Source organism: Wenzhouxiangella sp. XN201 (genome assembly GCF_011008905.1).
GTDB lineage: Bacteria > Pseudomonadota > Gammaproteobacteria > Xanthomonadales > Wenzhouxiangellaceae > Wenzhouxiangella.
Genome location: NZ_JAAIVI010000022.1, coordinates 70,061 through 83,337, shown reverse-complemented (window position 1 = coordinate 83,337; position 13,277 = coordinate 70,061). Strand labels below are relative to the sequence as shown.

The following is a 13,277-nucleotide window of genomic DNA, read 5'->3' as shown; positions in this document are numbered from 1 at the left end:
TTTCATGCTGTTGCCGGTCAGGCGCGTTCGAAAATTCCGGCCGCACCCATGCCGGTGCCGATGCACATGGTGACCATGGCGTAGCGCTGCTGGCGGCGCTGCAGGCCGTGGATCGCCTTGGCGGCAAGTATGGCGCCGGTTGCCCCCAGCGGATGACCCAGGGCGATGGCGCCACCGAGCGGGTTGACCTTCTCGATATCGAGTTCGGTATTGCGGATCACCGCCAGGGCCTGGGCGGCGAAAGCTTCGTTGAGTTCGATCCAGTCCAGCTCGTCCTTGCCGATGCCGGTCTGCTTGAGCACCTTCGGAATGGCCTCGATCGGGCCGATACCCATCACTTCCGGCGGGACGCCGGCAACCGAAAAGCCTCGGAAGACGGCCAGTGGTTTGAGCTTGAGTTCCTTGACGACTCGCTCCGAAACCAGGATCAGCGCCCCGGCACCGTCGGACATCTGCGAGCTGGTGCCGGCGGTGACCGTGCCTTTTGCGTCAAAGACAGTCCTGAGTTTACCTAACGCCTCGGGCGTGGTGTCGCGGCGCGGACCTTCATCGGTATCGACGACCGTCTCGATCTCGCGCACGCTGCCATCCGCACCGGGCACGCGGTTGGTGACCGTGACCGGACGGATTTCGGTGAACTCGCCGCCGTCGATTGCGGCGATCGCCTTCTGGTGTGACTGGTAGCCGAACTCGTCCTGGTCTTCGCGCGAGACGTTCCACTTCTTCGCCACCTTCTCGGCGGTAATGCCCATGCCATAGGCAATCGCGACATTGTCGTCTTCGAACACCTTGGGGTTCATCGCGACCTTGTGGCCCATCATCGGCACCATGGTCATGGTCTCGGTGCCGCCGGCGATCATCACGTCGGCCTCGCCCAGGCGGATGCGATCGGCGGCCATGGCCACGGTCTGCAGGCCCGATGAGCAGAAGCGATTGACGGTTACGCCGGGCACGCTGTCGGGCAAGCCGGCGAGCAGGGCACCGATGCGGGCGACATTCATGCCCTGTTCGGCCTCGGGCATGGCGCAGCCCACGATCACGTCCTCGACGCGGGCGGGATCGAGCTCGGGGACTTCGGCCAGCGATTCGCGGATCACGTGGGCCAGCATGTCGTCCGGGCGGTAATTCCTGAATGCACCCTTGAACGCCCTTGCGACGGGCGTTCGAACGGCGGCTACTACGTATGCGTCACTCATGATTGAAATTCCTTTGCCTCATTCACTTAACTGGAACCACGGAAGACACGGAAGTCACGGAAATTTTTAATGGATGTTTCCGTGTATTCAGTGCTTTCCGTGGTTCCTCTTGTTTGTTTGTCTGTATCAATTGCGCAGCGGCTTGCCGGTCTTGAGCATATGGGCCACGCGTTCCTGGGTCTTGTCCATCGCGGCCAGTTCCAGGAAGTGCTTGCGCTCGAGGCGGTGGATCCAGGCCTCGTCGACGTTTGAGCCGCGGTCGATTTCGCCACCGCACAGGACGGTCGCAATGCGGCTGCCGATCTCGAAGTCGTGCTCGGAGATGAAACGTCCTTCGAGCATATTGACCAGCAGCATCTTGAGCGTGGCGATACCGACGTCGCCGGCAGCCGGGAACTTGCGTCCGGCCAGCGGCGGCCGATAGCCAGCGGCGGCCATGGCGCGAACCTCGTGGTGTGCGGCATGCAGCAGTTCGTGTTCGTGCAGCACGATGCGGTCGTGCTCGCGCAGGTAACCCATTTCCTTCGCCTCCATGGCCGATCCCGCGACCTGGCCCATGGCGACCTGCTTGTAGCGCTTCTCCAGCAAGGGATAGGTATCGCCGGCTTTCGTGTCGTCGATAATTTGCATCGCCAATGTGCCGAGTCCGCCGCCGGCCGGCAGCAGGCCGACACCGGCCTCGACCAGGCCCATGTAGCTTTCCAGGTGCGCCACGCGGGTCGCCGCGTGCATGGCCAGCTCCAGACCGCCGCCCAGGGCCAGGCCGCGCACCGCGGCGACTGTCGGCACGGACGAATACCGCAGGCGCAGGTTTGCGGACTGGAAGCCGGCGACCAGTTCGCGCACGCTGTCGTAGTCACCCTTCTGAATCGCTTCGGCGGCGGCCTTGAGGTTGGCGCCAGCCGAGAAGGGCCCCTTGGGCTGCCAGATCACCAGGCCTTCGAAGCCCGATTCGGCGCGGTCAATGGCTTCATTCAGCCCGTCGACGACGCCGTTGTCGATCACCGCCATCTTGCTTTTCAGGCTGGCGATCAGTACGTCGTCGTGCAGGGTCCAGAGCCGGATCGAGTCGCTCTCGTGCACCGTGGTACCCGATTCGGTTTTCTCGCCCAGCAGGCGCACCGGCTGGTACTGTCGCTGGAAGACGGGCAGGTCCGGACGCGGCAGATACCGAGCCTGGTCGGCCGCCCAGGAACCTTCCACGGTGTGTGCAGCCTCGATTTGATTGACCCACTCCGGCAGGCCGGCATCGACGCCGGTCTTGCCGCCGGCGATGTCCTTCTCGACCAGGTCGGCCATCTCCTTCCAACCGGCCGACTGCCAGATCTCGAACGGGCCCACCTTCCAGCCGTAGCCCCAGCGAATGGCCAGGTCGACTTCGCGCGCGCTGTCGGCGATCTCGGCCAGGTGATACGCGCAGTAGTGGAACAGGTCGCGGTGGATCGACCACAGGAATTCGGTGTGGACATTCGCGCACTTCGCCATTTCCGCAAGTTTCTCGCCCGGGTCCTTGATGGCCAGTACCTTTTGCACTTCGTCCGGCAGGCTGTAGTCGCTGTCTCGGTAGTCGCCGGTTGCGGGATCGAATACCCGGATGGCTTTGCCTTCCTTGCGAAACACGCCCGCGCCGGCCTTCTGGCCCAGCGCGCCGCCCTCGATCAGCTTCTGCAGCCATTCCGGCTGCCGGAACCAGGCGTGCCAGGGGTCCTCTTCCAGCTGCGACTTCATGGTATTGATGACATTGCCCATGGTGTCCAGCCCGACCACGTCGGCCAGGCGGAAGGTGGCGCTCTTGGGCCGGCCGATGGCCGGGCCGGTCAGGGCGTCGATCGTATCGAAGCCCAGGCTCAGGCGATCGGCATGATGCATCACCGACAGCATGGTGAACATGCCGACTCGGTTGCCGATGAAATTTGCCGTGTCGCGGGCGCGCACCACGCCCTTGCCGAGGTTGCGCGTGAGGAAGTCCTCCAGCAGGTCCATGACCTTGTCGTCGGTGCCGGCGTGTGGAATCAGTTCCACCAGGTGCATGTAGCGCGGCGGGTTGAAGAAGTGCACGCCGCAGAAGCGGCCACGCAGGTTTTCGGGTAGTTCCTTCGACAGCTCGGTGATCGAAAGTCCCGAGGTGTTGGAGGCGAAGATCGCACCATCATGGATGTGCGGGGCGAGCTTGCCGTAGAGGTCGCGCTTGATGTCCATGCGCTCGGCCACGGCCTCGATGATGAAATCGCAATCGGCCAGTTTTTCCAGGTCATCGGCGAAGTTCAGCGGCCGGATGAAATCAACCAGGTCCTTGCTCGCCAGCGGCGCAGGCTTGAGCTTGAGCAGGCCCTGCCGCCCCTTCTCGGCCAGCTGGTTGCGGTCACCCTCGTCGGAGGGCAGGTCGTAGAGATCGACCGGAATACCGGCGGCGGTCAGATGCGCGGCAATCTGCGCACCCATTACCCCGGCACCCAGCACCGCAGCACGTCTTACCTTGAGCTTGTGGTCGTTCATTTCATGTCCCTTCTATCAGGTCCTGTTTGAAAATCTTTGAAACGCAAAGCAGCGAAGCAGCAAAGATCGCGAAGTTATTAATTGAATGATTTCTTTGCGTTCTTCGCTGCTTCGCGTCTTTGCGTTTAAAAGGTCTTTTTGAAGTTGCTCAACTGGCCTTGGCGACAGGTGGTTGCATTGCCTGTCGGCCGCCGATCTCCTCCGGCGTGAACTCGTCAACGGCAATGACTTTCGCCGTCAGCTCCTGTGCCCGCTTCAGGTCGGTGCCTTGTTCCTCGGTGATCACGCCGGTGGCTACGGCCTTGCCGACGACTTCGTCGACGTTGATCGGGCTCGGCACGACCTTGAGCGCGTTGCGCACCGCCATCTCGGCCGGTGCGGCCTTGAGAACGGCATCGAAGGCCTGCAGCAGCAGTCCCAGGCCATCATCAGCCTTCGACTGGTAGGCGCCATTGATCAGGCGCTCGCGGCCGGGGCTGTCTTCCTGCATCAACTGGGCGATTCGCTGGCCGGTCCGGTCGTCGACCGGATGATGGCGGCGGCCCCAGGGGAAGAGCTTGAGCCGCAAAATCCCTCCCATCAATGGCAGCGGGAAGTTGCGCAGCACGGCCAGCAGTGCATTCTCTACCTGATTGAGACTGTCGCTGACGGCCCACTGCACCAGCGGCAGGTCTTCCGCGGGCCGACCGTCGTCTTCGAAGCGGCGCAGGCTGGCCGACGCCATGTAAAGATGTGCCAGGGCGTCGGCCAGGCGGCCGGAAAGCGTTTCCTTGAACTTGAACTTGCCGCCCAGGATGAGCAGGCACAGGTCGGCGATCAGGGTGAAGGCCGAACTCAGGCGATTGATGCGGCGGTAGTCGCGCGCGGTCGGTCCAGAGACCGGGCTCAGGCTCAGGCGCCCGCCGGTCAGCGCCAGCAGCGGCGCCCGCACCAGGTTGGAGATCAGAAAGCCGATGTGACCGAACAACGCCTTGTCGAAGGCCCTGGCATCGTCATCCTGGGCCGCCTGCATTTCCTTAAGCAGGTAGGGGTGGCAGCGAATGGCACCTTGGCCAAAGACGATCATCGAGCGGGTCAGGATATTGGCGCCCTCGACCGTGATCGCGACGGGAATGGACTGCCACGGGATCGACAAGTAATTGTTGGGTCCTTCGACCACGGCCTTGCCGCCGTGCACGTCCATGGCGTCGTTGAGCACGCGCCGGTTGGCCTCGGTCAGGTAGGCCTTGAGAATGGCCGACAGAACGACCGGTTTCTCGCCATGGTCGAGCGCGCTGAGCGTGAGCTTGTGGGCGGCTTCCATGCGGTAGGTCTCGCCGCCGATGCGCGCCAGCGGTTCCTCGATGCCCTCGAACTGGCCGATCGGCTGCTTGAACTGATAGCGCACGCGGGCATAGGCACCGGTCGTCATGCTGGTGAGCTTGCCGTTGGCCACGCTCTGGGCCGGCAGGGAAATGGCGCGGCCGGCCGCCAGGCAATGCATCAGCATGCGCCAGCCCTGGCCGACACGTTCCTGGCCGCCGATGACCCAGTCCATCGGAATGAACACGTCCTTGCCGCGGGTCGGACCATTGAGGAAGATGCTGCCGCCAGGCAGATGGCGATCGCCGATCTCCACGCCCGGTGTGTCGGTCGGGATGAGGGCGCAGGTGATGCCCAGGTTTTCCGGGCCGCCGAGCAGGCCTTCGGGATCCCTCGCCTTGAAGGCCAGCCCGAGCACCGTGGCGATCGGTGCCAGGGTGATGTAGCGCTTGTCCCAGCTGACGCGCAGACCGAGGACTTCTTCGCCCTCGAAGGTGTCCCTGCAAACGATGCCCTCGTCGGGCATGGCGGCGGCATCCGAGCCGGCCAGCGGGGAGGTGAGGGCAAAGCAGGGGATGTCCTCGCCCTTCGCCAGGCGCGGCAGGTAGTGATTCTTCTGCCCGTCGGTGCCGAAATGCATCAGCAGTTCGCCGGGGCCGAGCGAATTGGGCACCATTACGGAAACGGCGGCTGACAGGCTGCGAGTGGCAAGCTTGGTGACCACGGCGGCATTGCCCTGGGACGAGAATCCCAGGCCACCGTATTCCTTCGGGATGATCATGCTCAAAAAGCGCTGGTCGCGAATGAATTGCCAGGCCTCCTCCGGCAGATCCTTGAGCTCGTGGGTAATCTGCCACTCGTCCAGCATGCCGCAGAGCTCCTCCACGGGGCCGTCGAGAAAGGCTTGTTCTTCGGCCGACAGTGTCGGCTTGTCGATAGCGAACAGACGCTTCCAGCGTGGACGGCCGGAAAACAGTTCGGCGTCCCACCAGACCGTGCCGGCGTCGAGCGCTTCGCGTTCGGTATCCGAGATTGCCGGCAGTACCGATTTGAACCAGCCGAACAGGCGGTCCGAGACCAGCATCCGGCGCAAGGGGCGGATGGCGACCACCGTCAGGGCGACGGCAGCAATTGCGTAGAGCGTGATTACCGGCCAGGCGGCCACGTACCAGATGGTGCCCGCCAGGGAGGCGATGGCCAGCAATGCGGCCAGCCAGGACGGAGTGCGAAACCAGGCCAGGGCGAGCAGGCCGATGAGGAGTGCGAGGATCAACAACCAGGTCATGATGTGGCCTCCAGGGTGCGTCGGGCACCATCGTGGATTCGGGATTCGAGACTGCCGCGCAGGCCGGCGGCGGCGAATTGCACCAGCTCGGCGGCAATGATGCGGGTGTCCTTCAGGGCTGATTCGGCCATGGTCAGCGTGAGGGCGCCGACAATGAAGTCGAGTTGCTGGCGCAGTCGTGCCGGTTCGGCGCCTGGCAGGGCGTCGCCAACGGCGTCGGCGAAGCGGCGCATCACGTGCGCGTATTCATGGCGCATGGCCTCTTGCAGCGCGGTATCGCGATCGGCGAAGGCGCGCAGCAGAAGCTGCATGAAGCGTTGGCCCTCGGCATCGCCGCCGCGGGTGAATTCCAGTGCCGGCTCGACAAAGGCATCGAGAACGGCTTCCAGATCGGGGGGGTCGCTGTCGGCGAGTACGGTTTCGAGGCGTTCCAGCCGGGCGGCGTTCAAGGCATCGAGCCGGCGCCGGAAGATCGCCCGGATGAGTTCCTGCTTGGAGCCGAAGTAATAGTTCACCGCGGCCAGGTTGGCCTCGGCCGCCTGGGTAATCTGCCGCAGCGTGGTCAGGTGAAATCCCTGTTCGGCGAACTGGCGCTCGGCGGCGTCGAGAATGCGGTCGCGAGTGGATTCCGACAATTGAAACGTCCGATTAAAACAACCGTTTTAATCTTACGCCCTGGACCAATCCGTTGCAAGCGGGAATGATGTGTGGCGCTTGGCTGCGTGGTGGTCCAAACCGACCACCACGCGTGGCACTAGGCGCTGCCCAGGCGCCTGCGTGCCGGCCAGGTCGCCGGGTCGTGGCCAATAGGTTGCTGCCCTGCGATCAGGGCACGTGCAGGTGCAGCTTGCCGTTGCTGAAGTCGGTTGTGATCAGAAAGTTTTTCAGGACTTCGTAGCCCAGCAGGCCGTCGTGATGCGAGCGATCCTTGCGTATTCGGCTGCCGGTCTCGCCGCGACCGACGTCCATGGTCCGCTTTTCGTCACCGCCGTAACGGGCAAGGAATTGCTCGAAGCGATAGGGTCCGAGTTCGACCCTGTCCAGTTTCAGCATTTGAAGGGCGTCTGCTTCCGTTTGTTCGGAGTCCGTTCCTTGCGCCGGCTCGATCCGCTTGTCTTCCAGCCCGTTGCTGATTACGAAGTCTTCGGTCAATAGCGTGGCGCCTGGAAGACCGGTATCCAGCGTCAGCCAGGCACGGTTGCCTTCAATCGCGGTCTCGACCATCAGTTCGCCCAGCGGACCCCGGCGCACTTCCGTATTGCCTTCGAACTTCACCGCCTCCGGAGACAGGAAGCGGAATCGCTGATTGGGGTAGTCGATCTGCACCACGGCGCCTTCGAAAACCGGGTGGCCGAGAATCATGTCGAAGCCGTCACCGGGGACGATGGGCAGACCACTGAAGTTCAGCGAGGACCCGTCGATTTCGACTTCGAATCGGCGCGATGCATAGACCCGTTTATTCGCGAGACTTCCACCCATCTCGAACTCGACCTTGTGATCTTTCCGGATACCGGCTCGTTCCGCGAACGCCGTGGAAATCACGCTGGTGTTGACGGTGGAGTCGATGATGATCCGGACCGGTTCGCCGTTGACGCTGCCATCGAGCCCGATCTGGCCCTCGCTGCCGTCAAAAGCGATCCAGCCTTCGGGGTCCGTTTCCAGTGCCAAAGCCGCTGATGTCACCAGCCCGATGATCGCTGCCATGCAAATGCCCGTCAGGGTCCGAGTCCATTCCCTGGCCATAAGGCCCTCCTACTGTGGTTCGCCAGCCGAAAACCTTAACCGAGGCTGCGGTTCCCGGCAAGCCGCACGCTGCTCCATTCAGGAGGGAGAGCATTCAGCCGGATCAACATCGCGCGTTGCGCGGACGCGGCCGGGGTTGGATACGATTACGGCGCGTGCCATGTCCGGCTGGTCGGGGGCGCATACGCGGATGGTCAGGTTGGTGCCGTAGGCACCGCCGTGGCCCTGGAAACGGACGCGGTGGCGTCCTGCCGAGTGCATCAGCAGGGAAGTCTGCGGCTCGACCACACGCAGTATGTCTTTGGGCCCGTCCGGCTGTCCCTTTCTCTCGGGATCGAGATAGACGATCCAGCCGTTGTCCCAGCGATTGCCGCCGCTGCAGCTCAGTCCGTCCGAGCTTGGGCAGGCGGCCACCGGTTGGTTTCGAAAGACCGCCTCGTAGCGGGCATAGTTGAGGTGACCGACGAGCTGATTGGCGGCGGCGGTCAGTCGCTGCTGTTCAAGGAAATTCCCAAGGGCCGGTACGGCGGTGGTCAGGATGACCGCCATCAGGGATACTGCGATCAGCAGTTCGATCAGGGTCAATCCCGTCTGTGTCCTCATGGTCGGGGCTCCTCTTGCTGTGGTGCCTGGACTGCCATGTTCCCGCAGGTGCCCGACCGGCCTCTAGCCTCAACCGACGCTGTCAGGTGTAGGAATTTTTCCAATCGGGATGTAAGTTGCTGGATGGGGCGGCGCAAGCCGTGTTCGCGAGCATGTCGAATCCCGGCCGATCCAATCGACCATGGAGTAAGTACAGCCGAAAAGGAGTGCATCGTGAAATATCTCTGCCTGGTCTATGCGCGTGAAGACCACCTGCATGACCTGCCCGAAAGCCCGCGCGATCCGGAGTGCCATGCCTACGCGACCTCGCTGATCGATGATGGCCGACTCATCGCCGGGCAGGCGCTTGAGCCGGTCGCAACCGCCACCACCGTCCGGGTTCGCGAGGGAAAGACCCTGGTGACCGACGGGCCGTTTGCCGAAACTACCGAGCAGTTGACCGGCTTCTATATGGTCGAAGCGCGCGATCTCAACGAAGCGATCCGCATCGCCGAAGGCATTCCGCCGGCCCGGGTCGGCTCGATCGAGGTCCGGCCGGTGCGTGAGCTGCAACTCGACGAGCAGGGGGGCGCATGAGTACTGCCCGGCAACGCAACCTCGCCGAACATGTGACTTTTCGCCTCGAGCGTGAATTCGACGCGCCGGTTGCCGATGTCTGGCGCGCCTGGACCGAGCGCGACCGGCTGCTGCAATGGTGGGGGCCGAAGGGTTTTCCGTGCCGTCATGCCGATCTCGATCTGCGAGTTGGTGGGCACTTTCACTACGGCCTCGACCTGCCCGACGGTGGCGTGATGTGGGGGCGCTGGGATATCGAGCGCATCGAGCCCCAAAGCCGGCTGGATTTCCTGGCGCTGTTCTCCGATGAGAACGGCGGCGGACCGACCCGGCATCCCTGGGAGCCGGACTGGCCGCTGCTGGTCTATACCGTCATCCGATTCCAGGCGCACGGCGAAAGCTCCCGGCTGGGCATCGAATGGATTCCCGCCGATGCCACGCTGGCCGAGATCGAGCGTTTCGGCAATGGCCATGACGACTGCCGCCAGGGTTGGGGCGGAACACTGGACCAGCTACAACAACATCTCGAGGAGAGAAAATCATGAAATACGTAGACGGTTTCGTTCTACCGATCGCTGAAGATCGCATCGACGATTATCGCGAGATTGCCGCGCAAGCCGGCGAAATCTGGAAGGAGCACGGCGCGCTCGAATACATCGAGTGTGTCGGCGATGATCTCGAAAGTGACGAATTGGTGCCGTTCCCGAAAATGGCCGGCTGTCACGAAGGCGAGACGGTGGTCTTTGCCTGGATCGTGTACCGCTCGCGCGAGCATCGCGACGAGGTCAACCGCAAGGTCATGGAAGACCCTCGCATTCAGGCCATGGGGCCAAAAGACATGCCCTTCGACTGTGGCCGCATGGCCTGGGGTGGTTTTTCCGTGCTGGTCGACAAGTAGCGGCCTCATGGCGTTGAACGCCTACCTGATTGTGGCTGCATGAACCCGATCGGGTCAGCCTCGGTCGAGGCTCGGATCGAGTCGATCTACCGGTCCGAGTCCCGGCGCGTATTCGCCACCCTGATTCGCCTGCTGGGTGATTTCGAGCAGGCCGAGGAAGCCATGCAGGAGGCCTTCGCGCTGGCGGCCGAGCAGTGGCCGCAGGCGGGTGTGCCGGACAAGCCGCGTGCCTGGCTGGTATCGACCGCGCGCCACAAGGGCATCGATCGCATGCGGCGCAACTCGCGCTGGGCCGAGATTGCCCGTGAACTCGCTGCCGATGGTTCGCAGGCCGTCGGGCCGGGGCCGGAGGACGATCCGGTGGTCGAGGACGATCTTCTGCGCCTGATCTTTACCTGCTGCCATCCCGCGCTGGCCCGCGAGGCCCAGGTTGCCCTGACCCTGCGCGAGGTTTGCGGCCTGACCACCGAAGAGGTGGCGCGCGCTTTTCTAACCGCCGTGCCGACCATGGCCCAGCGCATCGTGCGCGCCAAGCACAAGATCCGCGACGCCGGCATTCCCTTCGAATTGCCCGAGGCCCGCGATCTGCCGCAGCGGCTCGAGGCCGTGTTACACGTCGTCTACCTGGTGTTCAACGAAGGCTATGCCGCGTCGGCCGGTGAAACACTGACCCGTCCCCGTCTGTGCAGCGAGGCGCTGCGACTGGGCCGTTTGCTGGTGCGGCTCGCCCCGGATGCTGAAACCCGCGGCCTGTTGGGGCTGATGCTGCTGCATGACGCGCGCCGGGCAACCCGCATCGACGAGGCCGGCGATATCGTGCTGCTCGAACACCAGGATCGCTCGCGCTGGGACCGCGAACAGATCGCCGAGGGTGTTCTCCTGGTCGAGCAGGCGCTGGCGACCAGGCAATGGGGACCGTACTCGGTGCAGGGTGCGATTGCGGCGCTGCACGCCGAGTCGCCGTCCTGGGAGGCGACCGACTGGCCGCAGATCGTCGAACTCTACCGGGTGCTGATGCGCATTGCGCCCTCGCCGGTGGTCGAACTCAACCTGGCCGCGGCCATCGCCATGCGCGACGGCCCACAGGCGGGACTCGATCGGGTGGAGGCGATTCTCGAGCGCGACGAGTTGACGGACTTCTTCCCGGCGCATGCCACACGGGCGGAATTGCTGGCCCGTCTGGGCGAGAATCGGGCGGCCCGCGATGCCTGGCAGCGGGCACTGGCGCTGACCGAGCAGGAACCGCAACAGCGCCTGGTGCGCCGCCGCCTGGATTCGCTTCAGTCTTGAATGCGGTTTTCGAGTTCGGCCACGCGCGCTTCAAGCGCTTCGATGCGTTCGAGCATTACATCACGGGCCGGGGCGCTTTCAATCGGCGCTGATTCCGCCCGCGCTGGCTGATGGGAGTCGACCGGGCCGCACAGCAGGTGCATGTAGCGGTCCTCGCGCTGGCCTGATTGACGCGGCAGGCGAACTACCATGGGCGGCTGTTTCTGGGCGAGCCGGTCGAGGGCATAGACGACGTCGTCGGCGTCTTCGAAGCGATGAATGCGCTCGGTGCGCGTCAGCAGTTCATTGACGGTCTGCGGGCCGCGCAGCATCAGCAGGGCGATCAGCGCCAGCTGGGCTTCGGTCAGCTCCAGGCCCTTCTCGGCGGTGTGCCGGTAGCGTTCGGCGCGTGATGAAAAATCATGTCGTACGAGGTTCTTGCGTTCGAGCTCGCGCAGGGCCTGGCCGACGCGGCCGGGCTCGAGCTTCATCACCGGCTCGCGGCTGGTCTTCTGGTTGCAGGCCGTGGTGGTGGCATTGAGCGTCAGCGGGTAGGCGTCCGGCGTCGTCGACTCCTTTTCGATCAGGCAGCCGAGCACGCGCGCTTCGACCGCACTCAGGCGAATGCCTTGCGGCTCGTCGCCGGCCGTTTCCGCGTCGTCGCGGTCTTCGTTGTCGATCTCGTCGCTCAAAGCGCGTCTCCGATTCGTTCCACGGCGGTCTTGAGGGTGTCGAGACCGCAGGCGAAGCTCAGGCGCAGGTGGCCGGCCGTGCCGAAGGCGCTGCCGGGCACCGAGGCCACCAGGGCTTTCTCGAGCAGATGCTCGGCCAGCTCGATATCGTCCTTGAGGCCCAGCTTCTTGATCGCTTCGCTGAAGTCGGCAAAGGCATAGAAGGCGCCCTCGCCAGGCTCGCAGCTCACGCCCGGCAACTCGTTGAGCGCCGGGATTAGCCAGTCGTGGCGTTCCTTGAACGCCTTGCACATCTGGCCCACACAATCCTGGTCGCCGTTGAGCGCGGCCACGGCGGCGGCCTGGCTGACCGAACTCGGGTTCGAGGTGCTTTGGCCCTGGATCTTCTTCATTTCCTTGATGATTTCGGCCGGGCCGGCGGCATAGCCGATGCGCCAGCCGGTCATGGCGTAGGCCTTGGAAACCCCGTTTACCACCAGTGTGCGGTCCTGCAGGCCGGGCACAACCTGCGCCAGGGTCGAGAAGGGCTCGTCGGCCCACCAGATGTGTTCGTAGATGTCGTCGGTGCAGACGATGATCTTGGGATGATCGATCAGCACCTCGCCGATGGCCGCCAGCTGCTCGCGCGCGTAGGCGCGGCCGCTGGGATTGCTGGGCGAGTTGAGCATCAGCAGGCGCGTGTGATCGGTGATCGAGGCTTCCAGCTGCGAGGGCGTGACCAGGTAGTTATTGCTGGCCGAGGTGTTGAGAATCACCGGCGCGCCACCGGCCAGCCGGGCCATGTCGGGGTAGGACACCCAGTAGGGCGCGGGAATCAGAACTTCGTCGCCCTCGCCGATGAGCGCCTGCATCAGGTTGTACAGACTCTGCTTGGCACCGGTGGAGACGAGAATCTGATTGGGCTCGTAGCTCAGTTCATTGTCGCGCTGGAACTTCGAGATCACGGCCTGCTTGAGCTCCGGCGTGCCGTCGACCGGGGTGTAGCGCGTCTGGCCGGCCTCGATCGCCTGGGTAGCGGCCTTGCGGATGTGCGCCGGAGTGTCGAAATCGGGTTCGCCCATGCTCAGCGAAATAACGTCCTTGCCGGCCGCCTTGAGTTCGGCCGCCTTGGCCGCCATTGCAATGGTGGCAGACGGTTTGACCTGGGCGACGCGCTGGGCAAATCGGAATGTCACGGTGTTCTCCCTACTGGCTGTGAATCGGAACCGGATCGGCCCGGTTCTTGACGAGCCCCCGAT

General features: G+C 63.9%; 12 protein-coding genes. 4 read left to right on the top strand and 8 right to left on the bottom strand.

Going from position 1 to position 13,277, the window contains the following annotated elements; all coding sequences use genetic code 11:
* Window positions 1–17: 17 nt before the first annotated feature.
* From G4Y73_RS13210 to G4Y73_RS13185, 6 genes are all read right to left on the bottom strand, one after another.
* On the bottom strand, window positions 18–1,196 hold the full coding sequence (locus tag G4Y73_RS13210) for an acetyl-CoA C-acyltransferase (RefSeq protein ID WP_164232290.1): 1,179 nt from the start codon (window positions 1,194–1,196) through the stop codon (window positions 18–20).
* A gap of 126 nt (window positions 1,197–1,322) precedes the next feature.
* On the bottom strand, window positions 1,323–3,692 hold the full coding sequence (locus tag G4Y73_RS13205; protein WP_164232289.1) for a 3-hydroxyacyl-CoA dehydrogenase NAD-binding domain-containing protein: 2,370 nt from the start codon (window positions 3,690–3,692) through the stop codon (window positions 1,323–1,325).
* A 148-nt stretch (window positions 3,693–3,840) separates the two neighbouring features.
* A complete protein-coding gene (locus G4Y73_RS13200; RefSeq protein ID WP_164232288.1) occupies window positions 3,841–6,279 on the bottom strand; it encodes an acyl-CoA dehydrogenase in 2,439 nt (812 codons plus the stop codon).
* Window positions 6,276–6,914, bottom strand: a complete 639-nt coding sequence (locus G4Y73_RS13195; protein WP_164232287.1) for a TetR/AcrR family transcriptional regulator — start codon at window positions 6,912–6,914, stop codon at window positions 6,276–6,278. Before G4Y73_RS13195 ends, G4Y73_RS13200 begins: the two co-directional genes overlap by 4 nt.
* Window positions 6,915–7,104: 190 nt before the next feature.
* Window positions 7,105–7,983: a retropepsin-like aspartic protease gene (locus tag G4Y73_RS13190; RefSeq protein WP_164232286.1), complete on the bottom strand. Its 879-nt coding sequence runs from the start codon at window positions 7,981–7,983 to the stop codon at window positions 7,105–7,107.
* A gap of 117 nt (window positions 7,984–8,100) precedes the next feature.
* The gene (locus G4Y73_RS13185; RefSeq protein ID WP_164232427.1) at window positions 8,101–8,625 is read right to left on the bottom strand and encodes a GspH/FimT family pseudopilin; all 525 of its coding nucleotides are present in this window, start codon (window positions 8,623–8,625) and stop codon (window positions 8,101–8,103) included.
* A gap of 213 nt (window positions 8,626–8,838) precedes the next feature.
* On the opposite strand from G4Y73_RS13185, the gene G4Y73_RS13180 reads away from it, so the two are divergent.
* From G4Y73_RS13180 to G4Y73_RS13165, 4 genes are read left to right on the top strand one after another with little or no spacing between them, the layout of a single operon-like run.
* Window positions 8,839–9,201, top strand: coding sequence for a YciI family protein (locus G4Y73_RS13180; protein ID WP_164232285.1), 363 nt, complete (start codon window positions 8,839–8,841; stop codon window positions 9,199–9,201).
* Entirely contained in the window at window positions 9,198–9,725 is a 528-nt protein-coding gene (locus G4Y73_RS13175; RefSeq protein ID WP_164232284.1) for an SRPBCC domain-containing protein, read from the top strand. Before G4Y73_RS13180 ends, G4Y73_RS13175 begins: the two co-directional genes overlap by 4 nt.
* Window positions 9,722–10,078 carry a DUF1428 domain-containing protein gene (locus G4Y73_RS13170; protein WP_164232283.1) on the top strand — a complete coding sequence of 119 codons (357 nt, stop codon included), beginning with the start codon at window positions 9,722–9,724 and terminating at the stop codon, window positions 10,076–10,078. Before G4Y73_RS13175 ends, G4Y73_RS13170 begins: the two co-directional genes overlap by 4 nt.
* Window positions 10,079–10,117: 39 nt before the next feature.
* Window positions 10,118–11,368 carry an RNA polymerase sigma factor gene (locus G4Y73_RS13165; RefSeq protein ID WP_164232282.1) on the top strand — a complete coding sequence of 417 codons (1,251 nt, stop codon included), beginning with the start codon at window positions 10,118–10,120 and terminating at the stop codon, window positions 11,366–11,368.
* Here G4Y73_RS13165 and G4Y73_RS13160 read toward each other — a convergent pair.
* Together G4Y73_RS13160 and G4Y73_RS13155 are read right to left on the bottom strand one after the other, a co-directional pair.
* Window positions 11,359–12,039, bottom strand: coding sequence for a YceH family protein (locus G4Y73_RS13160; RefSeq protein WP_240451361.1), 681 nt, complete (start codon window positions 12,037–12,039; stop codon window positions 11,359–11,361). The two genes, G4Y73_RS13165 and G4Y73_RS13160, sit on opposite strands and share 10 nt — an antisense overlap.
* Window positions 12,036–13,214, bottom strand: coding sequence for a pyridoxal phosphate-dependent aminotransferase (locus G4Y73_RS13155; protein ID WP_164232281.1), 1,179 nt, complete (start codon window positions 13,212–13,214; stop codon window positions 12,036–12,038). The genes G4Y73_RS13160 and G4Y73_RS13155 overlap by 4 nt, the downstream gene beginning before the upstream one ends.
* Window positions 13,215–13,277: the final 63 nt, after the last annotated feature.

Excerpts from the sequence above, each read along its gene's own strand:
- G4Y73_RS13190 (WP_164232286.1), bottom strand. The coding sequence starts at position 7,983 with ATGGCAGCGATCATCGGGCTGGTGACATCAGCGGCTTTGGCACTGGAA.
- G4Y73_RS13185 (WP_164232427.1), bottom strand. The coding sequence starts at position 8,625 with ATGAGGACACAGACGGGATTGACCCTGATCGAACTGCTGATCGCAGTA.
- G4Y73_RS13170 (WP_164232283.1), top strand. The coding sequence starts at position 9,722 with ATGAAATACGTAGACGGTTTCGTTCTACCGATCGCTGAAGATCGCATC.
- G4Y73_RS13175 (WP_164232284.1), top strand. The coding sequence starts at position 9,198 with ATGAGTACTGCCCGGCAACGCAACCTCGCCGAACATGTGACTTTTCGC.
- G4Y73_RS13210 (WP_164232290.1), bottom strand. The coding sequence starts at position 1,196 with ATGAGTGACGCATACGTAGTAGCCGCCGTTCGAACGCCCGTCGCAAGG.
- G4Y73_RS13200 (WP_164232288.1), bottom strand. The coding sequence starts at position 6,279 with ATGACCTGGTTGTTGATCCTCGCACTCCTCATCGGCCTGCTCGCCCTG.
- G4Y73_RS13205 (WP_164232289.1), bottom strand. The coding sequence starts at position 3,692 with ATGAACGACCACAAGCTCAAGGTAAGACGTGCTGCGGTGCTGGGTGCC.
- G4Y73_RS13165 (WP_164232282.1), top strand. The coding sequence starts at position 10,118 with ATGAACCCGATCGGGTCAGCCTCGGTCGAGGCTCGGATCGAGTCGATC.